This window comes from bacterium, assembly GCA_035505375.1.
Classification (GTDB): Bacteria; Hydrothermota; Tepidihabitantia; order Tepidihabitantales; family Tepidihabitantaceae; genus UBA2258.
The window spans coordinates 43,517-64,724 of the sequence record DATJQV010000066.1; the positions used below are offsets into that span (position 1 = coordinate 43,517).

The following is a 21,208-nucleotide window of genomic DNA, read 5'->3' on the forward strand; positions in this document are numbered from 1 at the left end:
TTGCCTAGTCCATGCTCTGGCACCTGCTCGTCATTCTGGTCCTGCTCGTCCTGTCTGCCTTCTTCGCCGTCTCGGAGACCGCACTCTTCTCCCTGACCCCGGGCAGGCGCGAGGAGCTGAGGAATAGCCGCCCCAAGGCGGCACGACGGATTGACGCGCTGCTATCCGACACGGGCCGCCTGCTTGGCACTCTGCTGCTTGGGAACCTCGTCGTCAACACCGCCGCCTCCAGCATCTTCACCCTGATGCTGCTGGGGCTGTCCCGCCGCCACGGCATGAATGAGGCGCTGCTGCTCGGCGTCGGCGGAATCGTCCTGACTTTGGTGCTGCTCATGTTCTGCGAAGTTACACCCAAGGTGGTGACCAGCAGAAGCCCGGAGCGGTTTGCGCCACTTGTCACCGGTCCGATCGAAGTAGCCAGATTGCTCTTGTGGCCCTTTACGGCGTTGTTGATGATGGTGAGCCGGCGACTGACTCCGCGTCGGCGCGAACCGGAGACGCTCACCGACGATGAACTCCATACGATGATCGACATCGGCAGGCAGCGCGGCGTCCTGCTCGGTTCCGAGGAGGACATCCTCGCCAACCTCGTCGGTCTCGAGAGGCGCACTGTCTCCGAAGTGATGACCCCGCGGATTGACATCGTCGCCATTCCCGAGGGTATGACCATCCGTGAGGCAATCGTCGTCTGCCGCAACGCAGGCTTCTCCCGGGTTCCGGTCTACAGCGACACCATCGACCACATCAGCGGCACGGCGTACGCCAAGGATCTGCTGAGCGCCGCCGACCCCGGCGCACCGGTCTGTTCCCGGTGCCGCCCGGCCTACTTTGTGCCTGAGGTCAAGCGGCTGCCCTCGCTGCTCGACGAACTGAGGCGCCGAGGTTCGCACATCGCGGTCGTGGTCGACGAGTTCGGCCAGACGTCGGGGCTGGTTACGCTCGAAGACCTGCTCGAAGCCGTTTTCGGAGAGATCGTCGACGAGCACGACGTGGCCGAGGAGTTGCCTTACTCCAAGCTGGACGAGCACAGCTACCTGGTGGATGGTGAGATCGACCTTGCGACCCTCAACCGGCTCTTCCGACGTGCGTTCACCGGGCTCGGGCACGAGAGGTTGTCGGGTTTCATACAGGACAGGCTCGGCCGGCTCCCTCGCGAGGGCGACGTCATCGCCCATCGTTCCCTCGAGATAATCGTGAAGGAGACCGACGGCCCGAAGCTGGAGAAAGTTCTGATAAAGAGGAAATGACCAATCCCCAATTTCTAATGCCGGACGAATGTCCAACTCAGGAGAATAGCTCTGCATTCGTTAGGAATTGGCAATTGGGAATTGGGAATTGCGCCTGACATGGAACTTCTTTTCGGGTTCGTCCTGATTCTCGCCACCGGCTTCTTCGCCGGGTCGGAAACTGCCGTCTACCGCGCCAACTGGATTCGGCTGACCAACTGGGCAAGCCACAACCTTCCGGGCGCGAAGTCCGCACTTCAGTTCCTGGACCGGCGCGAGTCGACCGTGGTCGTGACTTTGGTCGGCACCAGTTTCTGCGTCGTCTTCGCTACCGAGCTCTTCTCGCACTTCTTCGAGAGACAGTTCGGTCCGGCATCGGCCACCGCGGCTGTTGTCATTGTCGTCGTCCTCACCATCATCATCGGCGATTACGTACCCAAGGCAGTGGCCCAGGCGTTCCCCGACCGTTGGCTGCAGCGGGCCGTACTGCCTCTGTCGGTCAGCCGTCTGGTATTCGCGCCCGCCGTCCTGGTCCTCTCCGGGATCGCCCGCCTGCTCGCCGCACCCGTCGCCGGTACCGGCCAGCGATTTCCGCTCACGCGTCAGGACTTCCTGGCAGCCATGCAGAGGCGAGACACCGAGTCCGGTTCGCCCCGAACGGTGACGAACATCGTGTCACGGCTCTTTCGGTTCTCGGCCATGAAGGTCGCCGAGGTCCGCATCCCGCTCGGGCAAGTGAAAGCCGTGCCCCACACCGCCGGTCTGAACGAGGTGCTGGCGGTCATCAGTCAGTTCGGCTACTCGCGCATCCCGGTCTACCAGGGCGACCTTGCCAACATCACCGGCGTCATCGTCGCCAAGGACCTGCTCTCGGCTCCGGCCTGGCGCGTCCGGAAGATACCGCGGGTCAACGAGACCGACCGCGCCATGGAGGTCCTGCGCATGATGCAGCGCCGCGGCGAGCACCTCGCGGCCGTCGAGAGCGTAGACCATCAGGTCACCGGCATCGTGTCGCTCGAGGACTTGATCGAAGAGCTCGTGGGCGAAATCCGCTCCGAATGATGACGGCGGAGAGAATGACCAATCCCCAGTTTCCAATGCCCAACGAGTTTTCAATTCACAAGAACAGCTCCGCCTTCGCTGGGAATTGGCAATTGGGACTTGGTAATTACGATTCTGAGCGCCGTGCGTAGAATCGTCAGGTCCGAGGCCGTCTGTCTCAGCGTCAAGGACTACCACGAGTCGTCCAAGCTCTTGATGTTCTTCACGCTTGAATACGGGAAGGTAAGCTGCCTGGCCAAAGGCGCGCGCCGGCTCAGGAGCAAGTTCGGCGCTGCGCTCGATCTCTTCGCTCAGTCCCGCATCATATACTACATGCGCGAGAACCGCACGCTCTTCACGCTCTCCGACGCCGAGCTTGTCCATTCCTTCAGCTGCTCTCAACTCCCCACTCCCGACTCCCTGTCCCGCTTCCTCGCCGCCGAACAGATGACCGAATTCGTTCTCCGGGTCACGCAGCCCAACGACCCGAGCCCACATCTCTACCGGCTTCTTCTCAGCTACCTCTCAACCCTTGAGTCGCTCCCGCCGTATTCCTCAACTCCCGACTCTCGACTCTCGACTCCCTGTTCTGCTCTTGTCTGCTCCTTCCTGCTCAAGGCCGCGAGCTTTCTTGGGTTTCGGCCCGAACTCCGTCGCTGCCTCATCTGCCAGCGTCCCATCGAGAGCCAGCGCCCGGCCTACTTCGACCCCGGACGCGGCGGCATCGTCTGCCCGCGCTGCGCCGGTGAGAACCCGCGGGGGACAAGGCTCGATCCTGCCGGCCTCGACGCCATCGCCTTCCTGCTCTACACCCCTGCCGCCGAGATCGCGCACGTCTTCTCGTCTGGTCCGGAGCCGACAACCGGAGACAACCGCCAAGAACGCCAAGGCCGCCAGGATTCCGATCCGGAGAATCTCCAATCTCCGCCTCCCGTCTCCTCATCCGCTAATCCACAATCTACAATCTACAATCTGCAATCTCCTCTCGACCTCGTCCTCGGTTTCCTTGGCCACCACTTCGACCCGCTCGTGCTCAACTCCTTCCGCTGGCACGCGGGCCTCGAGCGCAAAGTTTAGCCGGCCAGCAACCCGTTATCCGCTACGCAACCTGTCGATTTCTTGGTCCTTCTGTCCGGGCGCAACGTTCGGACTGACTCGGCGAGCAACTCGGGAAGCAATTCTCCGGGCAGTCCGGAGAACAACGGCCGGAGCTACCTCGGGACCAACCCGGACAGGAACCCGCGGAGTTAGTCGGGCCGCAACGCTCCGACCAACCCGGAGAGGAACGGGTGGAGCAACGGGTAGACTAACCGGGAAAGCTAACCGGAGAGCAACCGGTGCGGCAACCGGGCAAGTTGCGGAGGGAGTTCCTCGGGGAATTGCGTGGGATGCAACCCCCGGGACAAGGGAGAGGGCAACGGATCGGACAACCTCGCAGATGACTCGGTAGGCAATCCCCCGGACGAGGGAGGGGACTTTCGGGAAGGCGGCCTAGCGCTCGATTATTCAAGTGGTTAGACTGGTTTCTGGTCCCGCGGGCATGTATCCAAAGACTAAACTCTCATCCCCCGCCCACATGCACTTTGGGGGATTTCGGGGACACAATACTTAATTACACTTGACTTTGGAGAGGGTGACGTGTAAGCTCGGGCATGGCGAGAATAGCGCGAGTGGTTGCGGCGCAGGTGCCGCATCATGTTGTCCAGCGTGGGAACCGGCGCCAGCCGGTCTTCTTCAGCACAGCCGACTACAAGGCGTATGTACGAATGATGGCCGCATGGTGCGGGCAGGAGAAAGTCGAGATCTGGGCGTACTGCCTGATGCCCAACCATGTGCACCTCGTAGCAGTACCCGATACCGAACAGGGTCTTGCCCGGGCGATCGGCGAGGCCCACCGTCGGTACACAGTCCGAGTAAATCAGCGTGAGAACTGGCGCGGTTACCTCTGGCAGGGACGCTTCTCATCATACCCGCTCGATGAGCAGTACCTGCTGGCAGCGGTCCGCTACGTAGAACTGAATCCGGTGCGGGCCGGTCTGGTCGAGCGGCCATGGCAGTATCCCTGGTCCAGCGCGGCGGCTCATGCACGCGGTCGTGACGATACACTAGTGAAGGTGAAGCCGATGCTGAACCGGGTAGAGGACTGGCGCGAGTATCTCACGGGCGAGCAGGACAGCACCGACCTGGAACTCATTCGCCGTCACACGCGCAACGGTCGTCCCCTGGGGAACAGCGACTTCGTCGAATCGCTCGAAGCCAGGACTGGCCGAACGCTGGCTCCACTCAGGCGCGGACCCAAGCCGCGGCAACGGACTTGAGATAAGTATTGTGTCCCCGAAATAGGAGGTGTGGTCTCGGATGCCGCGGCTACGGCTTTAGCACATACCCGGCGTTGTCGTCGGTCCCGAGTTCGACGTAGATCTGGGCCGGATTCACCTTGACCGTAAGGAGGACTGACGACGGTTGAGCGATGCCGAGATTGAACTTGAATGTGACCTGCTGGTTCACCCCAATCGAGTCGGTGCAGACCTGCTGGGTCAGGGAATCTCCGTTTGCACACAACACAGCCCACGTCGGGTACGGCTGATTTCCCGGTGACTGGCGAGGCGTTGCCCGGTTGCCACGATTCGTGACCCACGCCAACACGGTGTTCGGTGCCTGCAGAATGTACTTGACGCTATCCACCACCAAGTCGGGCCGCGACGGATTGCTCTTCTCGGCGATGAAAATCGGCCGAGTCCCAAGGTTCTCCCGCAGCCAGCCGTCAGCATCTGCGTAGCTCGAATTCGGCGAAGAGTGATCGCCATAGTCCAGAGCGACCGCAAACGTCGTGTCCGACCGTGCCGGGAGCGTGACAGAGATCGGCGGGGCCGTGACCTTGTTGCTCCAGCACACCCACGTCTTCTTGGAGGTGGCCGGGTCCTCGAACTCATACATCCGCGAGCGCGCGTCGATTGCCGTGTCGCCAGTCAACACCCGTCCGTTGAGCCGCTTGCCGGTGAGTCTCTCCGCGGTCTGCTTGAAGGCCCAAAGCGGCACATTCGGGCAGTTCCCGTGGGCCCACACAAGCCCCTCGTGTTCAAGCATGTCCGCCGCCCGGAGCTTCCACCAGTAGTTCCGGTCGAAGCAACCTCCGGGCAGTCCCTTCATGCCCTCCGCCGTCGTGAATGTCTCGCAGCAGTAGTCTGCCTCCTGTTCCGGCGTCGAGACGGTAGAGTCGATCCACGATGAATCCCACCAGCAGCTCCCCGGCATACTGTGCTCGGTGTTCCATAACTCGCCATAGTCCCCATACTGGCGCATGATGCTGCGTAACGTCTCAGCGTGTGCCTCCAGCGACCGAGGCTCAAACGGCCAGCACTTCGGAGGACTCGGTGGTAAGGTCTCCTGGTAGGGATGCGCCGAGATTGCATCCCAGAAAGGTGGCTTCCCATTGACCAGACCATAGAACTCTCGCAGCCAATCCCTCCCGGCGTAGATCGGCCCGCGGGAGTCAAATCGGCCCGAGGTATCATTCACCCAGTTTACCGAGTTCACGGCAATCCGGTCGGCCTCATGCCCTTGGATGGCATGAACCGCGGAGTCCACCACCATGGCGTAGCGGACGTAGAGTGCACACATGTCGTGAAGTCCCGGCCCCACGTGCGGGGCGGAATCGCCGGTGTAGTAGAAATTCGGGTGTACCCACCAGCTTGCGCCGGGGTCGACCGAGTCCTCGCTATTGACTTCGTTTCCTACCTCCCAGTCGTGAATCGCGTAGCGACAGCTATCACAATGAGCGATGAGATGTCTCAGGTAGCGCACCAGATAGTTGTTGGTGTCGGCGGCCGAGTATTCCAACCTACGGGGTGGGGACCGATAGCACCACGTCGTCCCGTGTGTAGTATCATTGACTTGGAACCGCGAACTCGCCCAGTCGGGCACCTGCGTTAGCAGCCCCAGGATTCGGCACCCTGCGGCACTGTCCAAGAAACGCAGCGATGAGTCGAGATTCGTGTAACTCCAGCTATCGAGTCCACCGAACTGGATCTCGTGCCAGTCGACGTCGAGCCGCACCGTCCGTACATGAGCACTACTCGTCAACTCAGCAAACTCCGCTGGGTCAAAGCCATCTTTTGGCAACCCCCACCACGAAACCTCACACGCCCCGAAGTCCAACGAGTCAATCGTATCATGCAGACCCTCCACGCGCAGCGCGATGTCGGCAGTATCGGGTAGCGACGGACTGCTGCCCGTCACAACAGCGTTGCCGAAGTGGTACGGGTTCCTCGGGTCGTATCCGAACGAGATCGCCGCGCCTGTCGTCGGCCGCGTGACTTTGATGAGATAGGTTCGTCCGCGAACCGGCTTGTATTATGGGTCAGGAACGAGTGGTACGTTCATCCAGTACCAGCATTGCGTTGCGTGCGCGCCCTCGAAGTGTGCGATCCGGTGACTCGTTACCGAATCCTCTATCCTTATGTTGAACCTCGAAGTATCAATCGTGTCCCCGACCCAGAAGCTGACTTGAGTAATGCTGTCCAGCGTGTTGCGTACATATTGGGAGACGCCATGCGAGAGGTCGCCCGATACCGTCCCGATGTTGTCCGAGTACGGAACTACGTCATAACTCTTGGCCAGCGGCCACATCACCCCGGCCAGAACTAGCAGCAAGAACGCTGCTCTCCTCATACGTTACCTCCTGGTCTTTATGATTTTCGTTGTGCTTCTGCCTTCCTCCGTTTTGACCATGACCAGATACGCGCCGTCAGGCGCACTCGTCAGGTCCACAGACACGGTCCCTTTCGCGGAGCCGGTCTTCCTCCGCACTAGATTCCCTGCTACATCATACACCTCCAGCTCCATGGTCCTCACCGGCATGCTCGCGGTTACGAGAACCGGACCCCGAGTAACGCTGGGCGCGACTTGGACGCGATTCAGCGTGGACTGTCTCGCCGGCTCACTGATGCCGCTCAGTAACGTCTCCACGATGCACACCCCGCCGTCATCGCAAGCCAAGTAGAGATATGGGGCCACCCAGGTCAGCCGTTTGACGGCCAGGGACGGCGGCTTCCAGCGCGTCCCGACTTCGCGCGGATTCCTGGGGTCGGCTACGCTCACGAACTTGATAGACGTACCGCCTATGTAGGCGATTGTATCTATGACCTCAATGTCTTCATTGAACACTGCATAATGTTGCCCGCCTGAGAAATCAAGGCCGCCTAGTCGTACGGGTGCGGCCGGGTTAGCGACGCTGAAAACAAACATGGAGTCGTAATCCATCGCGAGATAGGCGAGTGTATCTCTGACGTACACGCCGGTAAGCGGCATCGGGAAGCACCCGACCGATTCCGGATGAGTGGGGTCGCTCACATCGATGATCGGCGACGGCCAGCTTCCCACGTAGGCCAGTGTATCCTGCAGGAACAGATCCACCGAGGCATCTGGAAGTCTACATGTCCCCACTTCGACGGGCACGGGCGGGCGGGCGACGTTGATTACGTCGAACCGGCTATATTGGACCGCGTAGACAAAACTGTCCCGTAGCACCATGGCCAGAGGTTCTTCGTCAGGAGGAATGCAGGCTCCGAGAGGCTGTGGCTGGGCAGGGTTCGATAGGCCGTAGGTGCGGAAGTACGGGAAGTAAAAGCAAGCGTACATGATGCTGTCGCGAGCCGTGACCGAGTAGCTCATAAGTCCTTCGTAGAACGTATCGACCGCTCCCACTTCGGCGAGTTTTGACAGGTCAGACATGTCGAGTATCCGTATTCCGGCCATGAAGTCGGCCACGTAGCAGTAGTGCCCGTCAACCGCCACGTCCTCCGCTGAAGCAGCGTGCATGACAATGGTATCCAGCACGGGGTTGTTCAAGTTGGCAACATTGACAATGGCAAGGCCACCGTACTCGCCGGCCACCAGCGCGCGGTCCAGCCCGGCGTTCTCCCATACACCATACGGATACCTGGTCGTGGTCCGGCACGAATCAATGAACGCCGGGTGCGAGCTGTCGGCAATGCTCAGTATCTGGAACGGCAGCGGTTCCTCCGTGCCCTTGTCACCGCCCGAAACGAAGGCCAGCGGACCGTCAAGGAAAATATCGTAGCCGCCGAGGTCGTTTAGCCTGGCCAGAAGGCGCGGCGAGCTCGGTATCGAGATGTCCAGCGTGATGAAGCGGGTTGGGTACGGGTAACCGGCTTCCTCGTAGCTTGCACAAACGAGGCTACCACGGGCCGTGGCGGTAAGCGTGTAGCCGCAGGGATAGGTGCTGACCTCGTGCGGGCCGGCCGGGTTTGATACGTCAACGAATGCGAAACCTCCGCTCTGGCACACGACCACCATGTTGCCCGAGCCGGTCGTGACTGAGCCCGATTCAATGCATGAACCCAGCTCGCGCAAGTTGGCTGAGTTGGCAATGCTGAGACAATGGAACGTGTCGCTGCGGATGTAGAAGAGGAACGTGTCCCGTATCCAGAAGTCACCGACCGGAGCCTGCAACACTCCCCGCTTGGCCGGCTGCGTCGGGTCGGATACGTTCCAGACCTCAAGGTCGGCGTTGCTGCTGGTATAGAGCAGAGAATCTTCAAGATAAGACTGCGCCGTGAGCGACGGGAACTGAATCTCAGATAGCACCTGCGGGCTGTCCGGCTTGGCGAAGTTGAGCAGCGCCACCTCGCTGCCCAGCGTCAGCACGACCAGCGTCTCCTTCCCCGTGACCTCCGCCGCCGGCCCACGACCCCACTTGCCGACTAGTTTCAACCCCGAGTCGCCTGCCGTTGGTCCGGCATTCGTCATTCGGACTTCGGAATTCGTCATTCCCCTGGAGTGCATCCACTCCATCCTCATCTTCGGCGGAATCCTGCGCAGCGAGTCTCGGAACGCCAGTTCGCCTCGCATCGGCGACGTCGCAACCGCGAACACAACAAATCCCAACCCCAAGAGAAGAACAAATGTCCTTTTCATAGGACTATTTTAGTCCTAACCCCTCCAAGGTCAAACCGCCATCGCCTGCATCCGCGAATGCACCCGCCCAAGGGATTCCTGCCCCGCTGCCCGCCATTGGAAGGACAGCCCGCTGCCAACGGCCTTTGCTGCAAGACAGAGCGTCATTGACGCGAGAAGTCTCGGTCCTAAGCGTCGCCCCAGTCGCATCGGTCTAGAACCACATGTCTTTCTGTCAAGCCCAGAGAAGAGCTGGTGCAACCAATCCTCACGATACGAAACAGCGTCCGTGCCGGGCGCAAGAAGAGTACGGCGGGGAGTCGCCTCCCCGCCGCTGTGTGTAGAGTTACTCGCCTAGTGCGTGACGATGACTTTGGCGACAGGCGCCTCGGTCCCGGCGATGCGGGCGAAGTAGATGCCGTCCGCCAGCCGTTTCCCGTCAAGCATGGCCCGTCCGCGGTTGATGGCCAGCGTCCGCACGATGCTGCCGGTAGCATCGTAGATTTCGAACGCCTTCTCGCGTCCGGTCGGGTTGAGCAGCCGGATGGAGGTCATACCGCCGAAGGGGTTCGGGCTGACGTCGATCCGTGCCGGAACCTTCATCGGAGCCGGATCCGTCGTCTCGAAGATGCCGACCGGACCGGATATCGTGGCGTTCATCATTACGTCACGCAGGTTCTGGTCGGGGTCCGGCGCCCACGTGCCGGACAGGCATTCCCACTTCTGGTACGAAAGCGGCGGCACCGAGTCCGTGCCGAACGTCGGTTCGCTGTCCACGGTCGAGACCGCACCGACGTAGAACGCGCCACTGTTGATGACCACCGAGTGGGATGGAGTCACCGTGTACCACTGCTGCGTAGATACGCTGACGAGCGAGTCGTAGAGCGTGTCGCCCGGTATGCCGCCCGGGCCGTTGTCGGCGAAAATGCCCACGAACGTATTCGCAGCCGCGGCCCGCTCAGCCAGGTAGACCCGCGCGCTCTGTACCGTGCAGGGATACACCGGCGGCACGAAGCGGTTGGCCCAGCCGTTGTGCGCGTAGAAGAAGTACCACATGTTGCCCGCGGTGCCGTTGTCATAGGTGAGAAGCGCCGGCATCGTGACGACGTGAAGCTCAATCGTCGCGGTATCGTTCGAAGGTGCCATGTCCCCGGTCAGCTTCGTGAATATCTTGATAATGTAGGTGCCGTTCGTGCTCGGACGCCAGGCGTTGCCGAGCAGCAGAGATTCGGCAATGCCCGGGTTGGACGGCGAAGCCCAGATCGAGTCAGAGAAGAGAGCCGCGCCGCCGCTCTGCCTCGTGACCTTGAAGTAGGTCTGGTACCCGGCTTCGGCCTGGTTGCCGTAGTTCTCTACGACTGCCCAGAACGACAGCGGCCGGCCGTTGACCGTAAACATGCCGCCGCTGCGGTCATTCATCGCGTTGCGGACGCCAACGTCGTGAATGTGCAGGGTGGTGGACTCGGGCGGGAAGAAACGGACCGCCAGGCTGTCGTGGATGGCGTTGGCCACCGGGGTCGTGCCGTGCAGATAGTTAAGGCCGATGGCGCCCGTGAAGTTCTCGATGCCGACCTGAATGGTCGTGTCAGCCCAGCCGCCGTACGGAGTGCCGCTCTGCTGCTGGTACTGGCACTTGATCGATGAGTCGGCTTTGGTCAGGATAATCTGGAAGGTGTTGTTGCCGCCGGTGCTCCAGAATTTGATACTGTCGTATTCGACGATGAAGCTGTCGCTGTGGTTCGTCCAGTACCAGACTGAGCCGTTAGTAGAGACCGTGTCCGTGCAGTCGAGGTCGGACAGGAGCGGGGCCACCAGGTTGTTCGGCTTCGCAGTATTCGGAATCCCCTTGAACGGGTAGCGGTCGATGGTTGCGTCGCCGAACGAGATGTAGCCGTTCGAGCCGACGATGACGGAGTTGACGCGGTACCAGTAGTAAGGGAAGTTGAACCCGATTGAGAACGGCCCCTCGACGTTGTCGTCGAGCAGACCCGTTACCTTGGTTCCTACGCCCTTGATGCTCTTCCAGCTATAGGTCGGAGCACCCGGGCAGTTCGTATCCGAGTCCAGATACCGGTAGCCGTACGTATCCGGGCCACCGCCGCCAAGCGGCGCGCGCGGGAAGAAGCCGACTGGCGCCAGCGCATGGGTCGGCGCCGTGCCGGCCGGGCTGAAAGCCACCAGCACAATTGACAGAACGGTCGCGAACATCAGTCCTCCTTTGGGGCCCTGACTGGACAGAGCCGTATTTCTCTTTGTCCTGAAAGCCGTATGACGCCGGGCCGGGACAGCGCAGCGCGGCCCGGACGACGGTGCAGGTGCCTAGCGGTAACCGCACCGCTGCCATTCTATCTCGATAGCGTCGCCGGTCAAGAGCACTTTTTCCGCGGCCCTGGACCCGGAATAGACAGCCACGAAGACAGGAGCGAAACAGACTCCGTGCAGTCAGGGTCTCCAGGCCCGAAATCCGAAGCACGAATGACGATTGAGATCCGAATTCCTCATTTGTCTGCATTCGGGCCTAGCTTCGGCTCCGTGTCGTCGCCGGGCATGCGGTCGGCGGATTTGACAGCCCGGCATCGGCGAATATCATGAGCAGTGGCAGGTTCTTCGGCCGGTTCACCACGCAAACCAGCGCAGGTTCTCGCAGACATCAAACGCGGGAAGTTCGTGCCGGTCTACATCCTGTTCGGGGCGGACTCAGCGGCGGCCGACGAGCTGCTGCGGGCGCTGAAGGAAGCGCTGGTCCAGCCCGGCATGGAAGCATTCGACTTTGAGTCGGTTCACGCCGGTGAACTGGAGGTTCCGATTCTGCTGCAGCACGTTCGTCAGCCGCCGGTGGCGTCGAAGCGCAGGCTGGTCGTGGCGCGCGCTATTGAGCAGTTGTCGAAGGGCCGGTCCCAGAGCGCCGATCGCCAGGCGCCGGGCGCAAAGCGTCAGCCGGCGGGCCAGCTCGGCGAACTGCTGGCCGGACTGGCTGCGCTGCCGAACGAGTGCGCGGTGGCGCTCACCTGCGACTACAGCGGGCCCATGCAGAAGGCGATTGCCGGAGCGGGCCTCACCAGGTTTGTGGTTGACCTCAGGCAGCCGGACTCGGCCGAGCTGTCGGCTCTGCTTCACCGCCGGTCCAAGGAACTCGGTATCTCGCTTGAGCCGGGGGCCATGCGGCTGCTGCTGGATGTGTCCGGGGAAGAGACCACGCTGCTCCTGGGTGAGATCGAGAAACTCGCGACCGCGGTTGAGCCGGGCGACACGATTGCCGAGGATGACGTGCGAAGGCTGGCGGGCCAGTCGCGCGAGTTCGAACTTAACGAGTATGTCGGACGGGTTGTGCGACGAGACAGCGCCGGCGCGCTGGCAGTGCTCGAGCGTCTGCGCAACTGGGGCGAGGAGCCGGTGAAGATCGTCGGATGGCTGGCTGGCGCGTTCCTGGGGCGGTCCGTTGACCGGGACGGCGACAAGCTCATCCGGCTGTGCCTGCTCCAGCTATACGAGATTAACCGGGATATCATCAGCGGGCACCCGGAGCCGTTCGCGCTGTTGGAGATGTTCACCGTCTGCGCCGCGTGCCCGGAGTCCGAGCGTTACTGCTCGATCTACGCTGAGGCTCGGCCGCCCGAGTTCTGCCTGAGGCGCAAGGTGCGGCGTGACCGAACTCGCGGCCGGGTGAAGAAAGCCCTGGATGTCAGGTAGCAAGTGAAAGACCAGGACGGTAGGAGTCATCGGACCATGGCGAATGAAGAGTCAGGTAGCAACGAGAGCGGCGACCGTACGCACATCGCCTATCCGGCGCGCGAGATTGAGGAACGCTGGCAGGCGTATTGGAACGGGCAAGGTACGTTCCGGACCAACCCGGACCCGAAGCGGAAGTTCTATGTGCTGGTCATGTTCTTCTATCCGTCGGGAGACGTGCACATGGGCCATTGCCGGAACTACGTCATCGGCGACGTGCTCTGCCGATTCCGGAAGATGCAGGGCTATGATGTGCTCCACCCGTTCGGGTGGGATGCGTTCGGCCTGCCGGCTGAGAACGCAGCCATCGCGCACGGGAATCACCCGAGCTATTGGACGTTCGAGTCCATCAAGACCGCGCGTCAGAGCTTGAAGCTGCTGGGCATCGGCTACGACTGGGACCGTGAGGTAACGACCTGCCTGCCCGAGTACTATCGCTGGAATCAGTGGCTGTTCATCAAGTTCTACGAGCGCGGGCTGGCGTACCGCAAGGAAGCGTCGGTGAACTGGTGTCCGAACTGCCAGACGGTGCTGGCCAACGAGCAGGTCAAAGACGGGCTCTGCTACCGGTGCAAAGCGACCGTGGAGAAGCGGAAGCTGACGCAGTGGTTCCTCAAGATCTCCCAGTACGCCCAGGAGATGCTCGACGGCATCGATAAGCTCGACCGCTGGCCCGAGAACGTGCGTACGATGCAGCGGCACTGGATTGGGCGGTCCGAGGGTGTCGAGGTCGATTTCACGCTGGCTGAGACCGGCGAGAAGATACCGGTGTTCACGACCCGGCCGGACACGCTTTACGGGGTCACGTTCATGGCGCTGGCCCCGGACTCGGTGCTGGCTGAGACGATAGCGAAGGGAACGGAACACGAGAAGGAAGTTGACGAGTTCCGCAAGCGTATCAACGTCAGGCCGGAAATCGAGCGGCTGGCCGCTACCGGCGACAAGGAAGGCGTCTTCACCGGTAAGTACGCGGTCAACCCGCTGACCGGAGACAAGGTGCCGATTTACCTCGCGGACTTCGTGCTGGGTTCCTACGGAACCGGGATGGTGATGGCCGTGCCCGGGCACGACCAGCGCGACTTCGAGTTCGCCCGCAAGTACAAGATTCCAATCAAAGTCGTCATCCGGCCTGAACCCTCGAACCCTCGAACCCTTGAACCCTCCTCGATGGCCGCGGCTTACACCGACGTTGGGACCATGGTGAACTCGGGTCCCTTTGACGGCACGCGTTCGGACGTGGGCATCGAGAAGGTGACGGCGCACCTTGAGAAGCAGGGCATCGGTCGCCGGATGGTCAACTTCCGGCTGAAGGACTGGTTGGTGTCGCGGCAGCGGTACTGGGGTACGCCGATACCGATGGTTCACTGCCCGGAGCACGGCGTCGTGCCGGTGCCCGAGGATCAATTGCCGGTGCTATTGCCCGAGGACGTCAAGGACTATAAGCCCAAGGGTAAGTCGGTGCTGGAGGGCGTCGAGTCGTTCATCAATACTACCTGTCCGAAGTGCGGCGGGCCGGCACGGCGCGACCCGGACACGATGGACACGTTCGTCGATTCGTCGTGGTATCATCTACGGTACACAGACGCGCACAACGACCAGCTTCCCTTCAGCAAGGCAAGTGCGGACAAGTGGCTGCCGATTGACGAGTACATCGGCGGCATCGAGCACGCAACCGGTCATCTGATATTCTTCCGGTTCTTCACGAGGGCGCTGCACGACATGGGGATGCTCGCGGTCGAAGAGCCCTGCCTGACTCTGCACACCCAGGGGATGGTAGCCCTCAACGGCGTGACGATGTCCTCATCCAAGCGCGTCGGGGTCTGGGTCGGCGAGTTTGTGCCCGAGCACGGAGCCGACGTCGGACGGCTGGCAGTGCTCTTTGCCGCGCCGCCTGAGAAGGGGATGGACTGGACTGACGACTTGGTGACCGGCGTCACCCGCTTCGTGAACCGGCTCTGGCGGCTATACGAGGATAATCCAGGCCGCGCACGGTTCGACCGGCCGGACACGGCAAGGCTGACCGCCGACGAGAGGAAGCTCTACATACGTCTGAACCAGACGATTGCCAAGACGGTGACTGACTGCGAGGGGTTCCAGTTCAACACGGCCATCGCGGCGCAGATGGAGTTCCTGAACGAGCTTATCTCTTTCGCTGACCGGGATTCGGCGGTGTTCGGGTTTGCGCTTGGGCAGTTCATTTGTCTGCTGGCACCGTTCACGCCGCACCTGGCCGAGGAATTGTGGCACCGGGCCCGCCCTGATGCCGGGTCGCTATTCAACGAGCGGTTCCCGGAAGTGGATTCGAAGTTCCTGGTGTTCGACGAGATGGTAATTCCCGTGCAGGTTGATGGAAAGCTGCGCGACCGGGTGACGGTGCCGCGCACCGCCACCGAAGATGAAGTCAAGAAGGCTGCGCTGGCAGCGCCCGGCCTCATGGCGCTCCTCGCTGGCAAGCACGTCGCAAAGGTCATCTATGTGAAGAATCGCCTGGTAAACGTGGTTCTGGTGAGGGAGTGACCGTGGCAACCGACCTATTCGCCATTCGCCAATTGCCATTCGTCAATTCCTGATGGACCGCGTTCTCGTCCTCGATTTCGGTTCGCAGTACAACCAGCTCATTGCGCGGCGGGTGCGTGAGCTCAAGGTCTACAGCGAAATCGTGCCCCACGACATCAAGGCCGAGCAGGTACTCAGTCGTGGTGCAGAAGCGCTGATACTCTCCGGTGGGCCGGCGAGCGTGCGACAGGACCACTCTCCCATGCCTGACCCGGCGATCTACAACCTCGGCATTCCCATCCTGGGCATCTGCTACGGCATGCAGGCTACCGCTCAGATACTCGGAGGCAAGGTCGCCGGTGGGCACACGCGGGAGTACGGTCACGCGCAACTGGTACCAACTCGGCCCAGCCGGTTGCTGGTCGGACTGCCGGACCGAACCCAGGCGTGGATGAGCCACGGTGATTCCGTGACCGCGTTGCCGCCGGGATTCGTCACCGTCGGGAAAACCTCGAGTGTCGCCTGCGCGGCTTTCGGCGACGAGGCAAGACGGATTTACGGCGTGCAGTTTCACCCCGAGGTCGAGCATACCCTGCTGGGCCGACAGATACTGGCCAACTTCCTGTTCAAGATTGCCGGCTGCGAACCGAGCTGGACCATGGGCGCGTTCATCCGCGACAAGACACGTGAGATACGAAAGCTGGTCGGCAAGGAGCAAGTGCTCTGTGCGGTCTCGGGCGGGGTTGACTCATCGGTCATGGCGGCACTCCTCGCGCGGGCGGTGGGGCGTAACCTGGTTGCCGTCTTCGTCGACAACGGGCTGCTGCGTAAGAACGAGTCGGAACTGGTGCGGCATTCGCTCGGAGCGCGGCTGAACCTGGTTGTGGTGGATGCGGGCGAGCGGTTTCTCGCGAAGCTCGCGGGCGTGGCCAGCCCGGAGAAGAAGCGCCGGATTATCGGGCATGAGTTCATCCGCGTCTTCGAAGAGCAGGCGCTTGAGCACGGGCCCATGCGGTTCCTCGCCCAGGGCACACTCTACCCGGACCTGATCGAGTCGCGTTCCGCGTTCGGCGGCCCGTCCTCGACAATCAAGACTCACCACAACGTCGGCGGACTGCCGAAGAACATGAAGCTCGAACTGATCGAGCCGCTGCGCGAGCTCTTCAAAGACGAGGTCCGCGAACTGGGCAGGACATTGCGGCTACCCGCCGCGCTTGTCGGACGGCACCCGTTTCCCGGGCCCGGACTTGCAGTCAGGATTCTCGGCCCGGTCACGGCCGAGCGCGCACGGCTCCTGCGCGAGGCCGACGATATCTTCATTTCTGAAATGCGGAAGGCAGATCTCTACGACAAAGTCTGGCAGGCCCTGGTTGTGCTGCTGCCGGTCCGGTCGGTCGGCGTGATGGGGGACGAGCGGACCTACGAAAACGCGGTGGCGCTGCGCGCGGTTACCTCGACCGATGCGATGACCGCGGACTGGGCGCGGCTGCCGGACGACTTCCTGGCGCGAGTCTCGAACCGCATCATCAACGAGATACGCGGCATCAACCGCGTTGTCTACGACATCAGCTCTAAGCCACCGGCAACAATCGAGTGGGAATAGCTCGCAGCTGCAAGAAACGCTGCGAGCTCGAAGTCCGGTCATCGAATGGCCGTGACAGAAGCGCCCCTGCATTGCAGGGGCGCCTGGATTGTCCGCTATCCCTGTCAGCGAATTGCTGCGACCTTGCCCGTCATCCTGGTCGAGCCTGACTCCAGCCGGTAGAAGTGGACTCCGGCGGGGCCGGGCAGCCTGACTGACAGCTCGTTCGGTCCGGATTGGCCCTGCGCCGTCGCTGCCGTCACGGTCCGGCCCATGTTATCGAAGAATGCGATCTTCACGGTCCCGGGTCGGGCCAGATTGAAGACTACGTTGGCCGCGCCATTCCGGTAACTCGCCCGGCTGGCTGCAACAACGCCCTCGATCGAGCTACCCTGGGGCCCGGACGAGAATGGGAGCACGACCTTCTCGTACGCCGCAACGTTGTAGTCCGGAATCGCGACCGACTGCGACGAAGACCCGTATCTGCTGCCGTACTCGACGGAAAGGAAGTTGATTGTCCCCGTTTTCTTGTCCTTCTTGGTGTCGATGCAGCTCACGAAGACCGTGTCGGTCTTGTCGAAATACGAAGTGCCGCCGCTCAGGTCGAACACCAGGTTGTGATTCGGGAACGGCTGGTCCGTAATCGTGCCCTGCATGAACCAGAACTGGCGGAAAGTGTAAACCGCCAGCGGCGCTCGCGGGCTTCCCGCCCCAAACGTGATGCCGATTCGGTCCCGGCAAGGGTGGGTAAGCTTGACTCGCCCCAGCGCGGTCGGATGGTAGTAGAGCCGGTCGTCGTCATAGTAGACCCAGCCAAGACTCAGACCGGCCTTGACCGTATGGACGGCATAATAGGACATCCAGCAGTAGCCTTTGTTGCCCCAGTCCGTTCCCCAGGAATTCACGAGCCGGAATGCGCCGGGGCCGTCGGCTGTCTGTTTGTTGTCGTCGTAACCGACGATGCAGATCGCGTGGCTGCCGCGGGACTTGCCGGTCTTGCCGTGAACCGTATAGACGGTGTCGTAGTTATTGATGTTATCGAAGTTGGCGTAGACGTTGATTCCGAGGACGCAGGTATTATGGGCCGCGACGAGGTACTTGACTTGAGTGACACCGGGGTCCTCGATCATGCTTATGCACCAGCCCTGTCCGTCCCGACAAGGGATGCCGTTCGCGAAGGCCGATTCGCTGGGCCACGTCGTATAGTCATTGTCATGATACGGACAGTCGCTCAACATGGACGCGCCCTGGTCGCCAAGCAGTATCATGGCATCCTGGATGTTCGAGCCCGCGTCGCGCCCGGCATTGATTTGATTGTAGATGAATGACGGGCTGATCTGGTGCCTGGGATCGTCGAGATGCCACGAAGTGTCCTGCAACCCGTAGTAGTGCTCGATATACTCGACGTGGGTCTTGTCATAGTACCCCTTGGCCCAGGCAACGCACGAGTTCTGCGCGCCCTGGTCGCCGACCGGCGGCATCTCCGCCGTAAGATCCATAGCGCTCGGCGGGGCCGCGGCCAGCGCGAACCGAGAAGCCGGCATCACCTTGACACCCGGCACGGTAAGCGGGTCCACGAACAGCAGGCCCCCGGCCGGATGCAGTCTCGGAGATTCGGACAGGCCGGCCCCGGCTGCAAAGAGCACGACCACTGTAACAGCCAGACATACCTTGAGCTTCATAACTCCTCCTTTTTGAGTGTGCCTTCAGGCACTGCTCTTGGTCGGGTGATTCTAGTGTTCCACGGCATGGCTGTCAAGTGTCGGTAGTCAGCCGTTGGCGCGTCAACTGTCTGCCGGCGCGTGCTTGGGGCCCGTTCTCGGGCTGTGACGGAGTCGCAGGTGGTGGCCGGGCGTCCTGCGCTTTCGGTCTCGGCCTAGAGCTCTACTGTCGCGTTCAGCTCCGGCATCAGTACGTGCGCTGCGTGGATTTGGGCGGCGAGCGTCTTCATGGTCTGTTCCTCACCGTGCACAAGAATCGTCGTGCCGGCGTTGGTCCTGGACTGCCAGGCAAGGAGTTCGGCCTGGTCGGCATGCGCGGAGAACCCGCCGATGGTGTGGATGCTCGCGCGAACCGGGATCTCCTCGCCGAAGAGGCTCACGTTTCTAGCGCCATCGATGATCTGTCGTGCCAGCGTGCCCTGAGCCGCGTACCCGACGAAGACGACGCTGGACTCGGCCCGCCCAAGATTGTGAAGGAGATGGTGGCGCACACGTCCACCCGTGCACATCCCGGCACCGGCCATGATGACGGCTTCGCCGGTGATGCTGTTAATCGCCTTGGACTCAGCCCCTTCGCGGGTGAATTGGAGACTGGGCAGATGAAACGGATCGCGTCCTGACTGAAAGAAGCCGGCTAGCTTGGTATTGTAGCACTCCGGGTGGTGCTCGAAGATGTCGGTCGCGGAGATGGCCATCGGCGAGTCAAGGAACACCTGGAAAGAAGCCGGCACCCGGCCCTGCTCCTGGCCTTCACGGAGGAAGTAGAGCAGTTCCTGCGCGCGTTCCAGCGCGAAGGTCGGAATGACGACGTTGCCACCGCGAGCGAAGGTCTCGGTCACCACTTTGTAGAGTTCTGCAACCGAGTCCGCCAGCGGCTTGTGCAGGCGGTCGCCGTACGTCGTCTCCATGACGACCACGTCCGCCGCGACTGATACCGGGTCGCGCAGCAGCGGTCGGCCGGCGTTGCCGATATCACCGGACAAGAGCACCCGGCGGCGCGTGCCCTGTTCTTCGAGTTCGAGCAGCACGCCGGCCGAGCCGAGGATATGGCCGGCATCGAGGAAGGTCACGCGCACGCCGGGCACAAGTTCCAACGGCTGCCCGTAAGCCGCGACCCGTCCGAAGCGGTCCATACTGTTCAGTGCATCAAGCTGGCTGTAGAGCGTCGCGGTCTCTCCAGCATCCTGTCTCTGCGTATGTCCGGCGCCGTGGCGCGCGTCCTCTTCCTGCAGATGCGCGGCATCCAGCACGACCATGCGCACCAGTTCCCGGGATGCGGCGGTTGTCACGACCTCACCGCGGAATCCCCGCTTCGCGAGCAGCGGCAGCCGTCCGCAGTGGTCGAGATGGGCATGAGTTAGGAGCAGAATGTCGATGGCCGCCGGGTCAAAGCCGAAAGGTTCGCTGTTCTCTTCGGACAGCTCGCGGCTGCCCTGGTACATGCCGCAGTCAATCAGGATGCGGCGGCCGGCGCACTCAACCAGGTGGCAGGAACCGGTTACGTCGCGGTCGGCGCCGTGGAAAGACAGCTTCATGGCGTCCTCTTGCGCAGCGGCATTCCGCTGGCATCGTACCAGTGGAGAATGCCGTCCCAGATTTCCTGCGCCGTTTCCGCATAGAAGAACAAGTCCTTGTCTTCCGGGTCGATTACCCCTTCACTGACCAGGAATTCGATGTTCACCGCCTGGCGCCAGAAGGTCTCGCCGACCAGCACGACCGGCAGCGGCTTGATCGTGCGCGTCTGAACCAGGGTGAGAGTCTCAAACAGTTCGTCGAACGTGCCGTACCCGCCCGGGAAAGCCACCAGCGCCCGGGCCCGCATAAGAAAGTGCATCTTGCGTAGCGCGAAGTAGTGGAAGCGAAAGCAGAGACCGGGCGTGACGTAGGGGTTGGGATACTGCTCGTGGGGGAGCCGAATGTTCAGGCCGACGGACTTGGCGCCGGCATCACCGGCCCCGCGGTTGGCGGCCTCCATTATTCCCGGCCCGCCGCCGGTCACGACTACCAGGTCATCAATCTGCAGGTCCGGTCCGCTGCGTCCGACCAGCCGGCCGAATTCGCGCGCCACGTCGTAGTAATGGCTCTTGGCCAGGAGCCGTTCCACCGTCGCGACCCGGTCCGCGACGTCATGGTTCGCAGGGTCGCACTCCCGGGCCGCGCGCAGCGCCGCAAGCTCCCGCTCAATCGCGGCGGGCTCGCGGATGCGCGTGCCGCCGAAGACGACGATCGTGTGCCGGATGGAATGTTGCTCCAGCATGAGTTCCGGCTTGAGATAATCAAGTTGCAGGCGCAGGGGGCGGGCCTCGTCGCTGTTCAGGAACGCGACGTCCTCGTCGGCGGGCCGGTAGCTCGGGCTTTCCATTATCGCCTTGACTCGCTTGTCGGCCTCGGGGTCGTCGGCAACCGGCTTGGGCCGCTGCCAGGGCAGTGGTGTGCGGCGCTGCGTCGGATGCGGCGGCGGCGGCACACGCTGGGTCTTTGCTGACTTGGGCATA

14 protein-coding genes are annotated in these 21,208 nt (G+C 62.0%); 7 read left to right on the forward strand and 7 right to left on the reverse strand.

Going from position 1 to position 21,208, the window contains the following annotated elements:
• The first annotated feature begins 11 nt into the window (after positions 1-11).
• From VMH22_10245 to VMH22_10260, 4 genes are all read left to right on the forward strand, one after another.
• Positions 12-1,247 carry a hemolysin family protein gene (locus tag VMH22_10245; protein ID HTW92075.1) on the forward strand — a complete coding sequence of 412 codons (1,236 nt, stop codon included), beginning with the start codon at positions 12-14 and terminating at the stop codon, positions 1,245-1,247.
• Between the two features lie 99 nt (positions 1,248-1,346).
• Positions 1,347-2,288 (forward strand): CNNM domain-containing protein, encoded by a 942-nt coding sequence (locus VMH22_10250; GenBank protein ID HTW92076.1) that lies wholly within the window; start codon positions 1,347-1,349, stop codon positions 2,286-2,288.
• A 123-nt stretch (positions 2,289-2,411) separates the two neighbouring features.
• Positions 2,412-3,344: a DNA repair protein RecO gene (gene recO / locus VMH22_10255; protein HTW92077.1), complete on the forward strand. Its 933-nt coding sequence runs from the start codon at positions 2,412-2,414 to the stop codon at positions 3,342-3,344.
• 575 nt (positions 3,345-3,919) lie between these two features.
• Positions 3,920-4,585, forward strand: a complete 666-nt coding sequence (locus VMH22_10260; GenBank protein ID HTW92078.1) for a transposase — start codon at positions 3,920-3,922, stop codon at positions 4,583-4,585.
• A gap of 49 nt (positions 4,586-4,634) precedes the next feature.
• Here VMH22_10260 and VMH22_10265 read toward each other — a convergent pair whose 3' ends face one another.
• The 4 genes from VMH22_10265 to VMH22_10280 all read right to left on the reverse strand — a co-directional run bounded on the left by VMH22_10265 (position 4,635) and on the right by VMH22_10280 (position 11,393).
• On the reverse strand, positions 4,635-6,506 hold the full coding sequence (locus VMH22_10265) for a hypothetical protein (GenBank protein HTW92079.1): 1,872 nt from the start codon (positions 6,504-6,506) through the stop codon (positions 4,635-4,637).
• Positions 6,507-6,620: 114 nt separating this feature from the next.
• Positions 6,621-6,938 carry a hypothetical protein gene (locus tag VMH22_10270; GenBank protein HTW92080.1) on the reverse strand — a complete coding sequence of 106 codons (318 nt, stop codon included), beginning with the start codon at positions 6,936-6,938 and terminating at the stop codon, positions 6,621-6,623.
• Positions 6,939-6,941: 3 nt separating this feature from the next.
• Positions 6,942-9,206 (reverse strand): T9SS type A sorting domain-containing protein, encoded by a 2,265-nt coding sequence (locus VMH22_10275; GenBank protein ID HTW92081.1) that lies wholly within the window; start codon positions 9,204-9,206, stop codon positions 6,942-6,944.
• Between the two features lie 333 nt (positions 9,207-9,539).
• Entirely contained in the window at positions 9,540-11,393 is a 1,854-nt protein-coding gene (locus VMH22_10280; GenBank protein ID HTW92082.1) for a T9SS type A sorting domain-containing protein, read from the reverse strand.
• A 387-nt stretch (positions 11,394-11,780) separates the two neighbouring features.
• Here VMH22_10280 and holA point away from each other — a divergent pair, with 387 nt between their 5' ends.
• From holA to guaA, 3 genes are read left to right on the forward strand one after another with little or no spacing between them, the layout of a single operon-like run.
• Positions 11,781-12,875 (forward strand): DNA polymerase III subunit delta, encoded by a 1,095-nt coding sequence (gene holA / locus VMH22_10285; protein ID HTW92083.1) that lies wholly within the window; start codon positions 11,781-11,783, stop codon positions 12,873-12,875.
• Positions 12,876-12,911: 36 nt separating this feature from the next.
• Positions 12,912-15,431, forward strand: coding sequence for a leucine--tRNA ligase (gene leuS, locus VMH22_10290; GenBank protein HTW92084.1), 2,520 nt, complete (start codon positions 12,912-12,914; stop codon positions 15,429-15,431).
• 52 nt (positions 15,432-15,483) lie between these two features.
• Positions 15,484-17,013 carry a glutamine-hydrolyzing GMP synthase gene (guaA, locus tag VMH22_10295; protein HTW92085.1) on the forward strand — a complete coding sequence of 510 codons (1,530 nt, stop codon included), beginning with the start codon at positions 15,484-15,486 and terminating at the stop codon, positions 17,011-17,013.
• A gap of 104 nt (positions 17,014-17,117) precedes the next feature.
• Here the strand turns inward: guaA and VMH22_10300 are convergent, their stop codons facing one another.
• The 3 genes from VMH22_10300 to VMH22_10310 form a co-directional block, all read right to left on the reverse strand.
• Positions 17,118-18,674 carry a C1 family peptidase gene (locus VMH22_10300; protein HTW92086.1) on the reverse strand — a complete coding sequence of 519 codons (1,557 nt, stop codon included), beginning with the start codon at positions 18,672-18,674 and terminating at the stop codon, positions 17,118-17,120.
• 194 nt (positions 18,675-18,868) lie between these two features.
• Complete coding sequence (locus VMH22_10305) at positions 18,869-20,248, reverse strand: MBL fold metallo-hydrolase (protein ID HTW92087.1); 1,380 nt, start codon at positions 20,246-20,248, stop codon at positions 18,869-18,871.
• The gene (locus VMH22_10310; GenBank protein HTW92088.1) at positions 20,245-21,207 is read right to left on the reverse strand and encodes a TIGR00730 family Rossman fold protein; all 963 of its coding nucleotides are present in this window, start codon (positions 21,205-21,207) and stop codon (positions 20,245-20,247) included. Before VMH22_10310 ends, VMH22_10305 begins: the two co-directional genes overlap by 4 nt.
• Position 21,208: the final 1 nt, after the last annotated feature.

Coding starts and splice junctions, on each gene's coding strand:
- VMH22_10245 (HTW92075.1), top strand. CDS start 12: ATGCTCTGGCACCTGCTCGTCATTCTGGTCCTGCTCGTCCTGTCTGCC.
- VMH22_10250 (HTW92076.1), top strand. CDS start 1,347: ATGGAACTTCTTTTCGGGTTCGTCCTGATTCTCGCCACCGGCTTCTTC.
- VMH22_10260 (HTW92078.1), top strand. CDS start 3,920: ATGGCGAGAATAGCGCGAGTGGTTGCGGCGCAGGTGCCGCATCATGTT.
- VMH22_10270 (HTW92080.1), bottom strand. CDS start 6,938: ATGAGGAGAGCAGCGTTCTTGCTGCTAGTTCTGGCCGGGGTGATGTGG.
- VMH22_10275 (HTW92081.1), bottom strand. CDS start 9,206: ATGAAAAGGACATTTGTTCTTCTCTTGGGGTTGGGATTTGTTGTGTTC.
- VMH22_10280 (HTW92082.1), bottom strand. CDS start 11,393: ATGTTCGCGACCGTTCTGTCAATTGTGCTGGTGGCTTTCAGCCCGGCC.
- leuS (HTW92084.1), top strand. CDS start 12,912: ATGGCGAATGAAGAGTCAGGTAGCAACGAGAGCGGCGACCGTACGCAC.
- guaA (HTW92085.1), top strand. CDS start 15,484: ATGGACCGCGTTCTCGTCCTCGATTTCGGTTCGCAGTACAACCAGCTC.
- VMH22_10300 (HTW92086.1), bottom strand. CDS start 18,674: ATGAAGCTCAAGGTATGTCTGGCTGTTACAGTGGTCGTGCTCTTTGCA.
- VMH22_10305 (HTW92087.1), bottom strand. CDS start 20,248: ATGAAGCTGTCTTTCCACGGCGCCGACCGCGACGTAACCGGTTCCTGC.
- VMH22_10310 (HTW92088.1), bottom strand. CDS start 21,207: ATGCCCAAGTCAGCAAAGACCCAGCGTGTGCCGCCGCCGCCGCATCCG.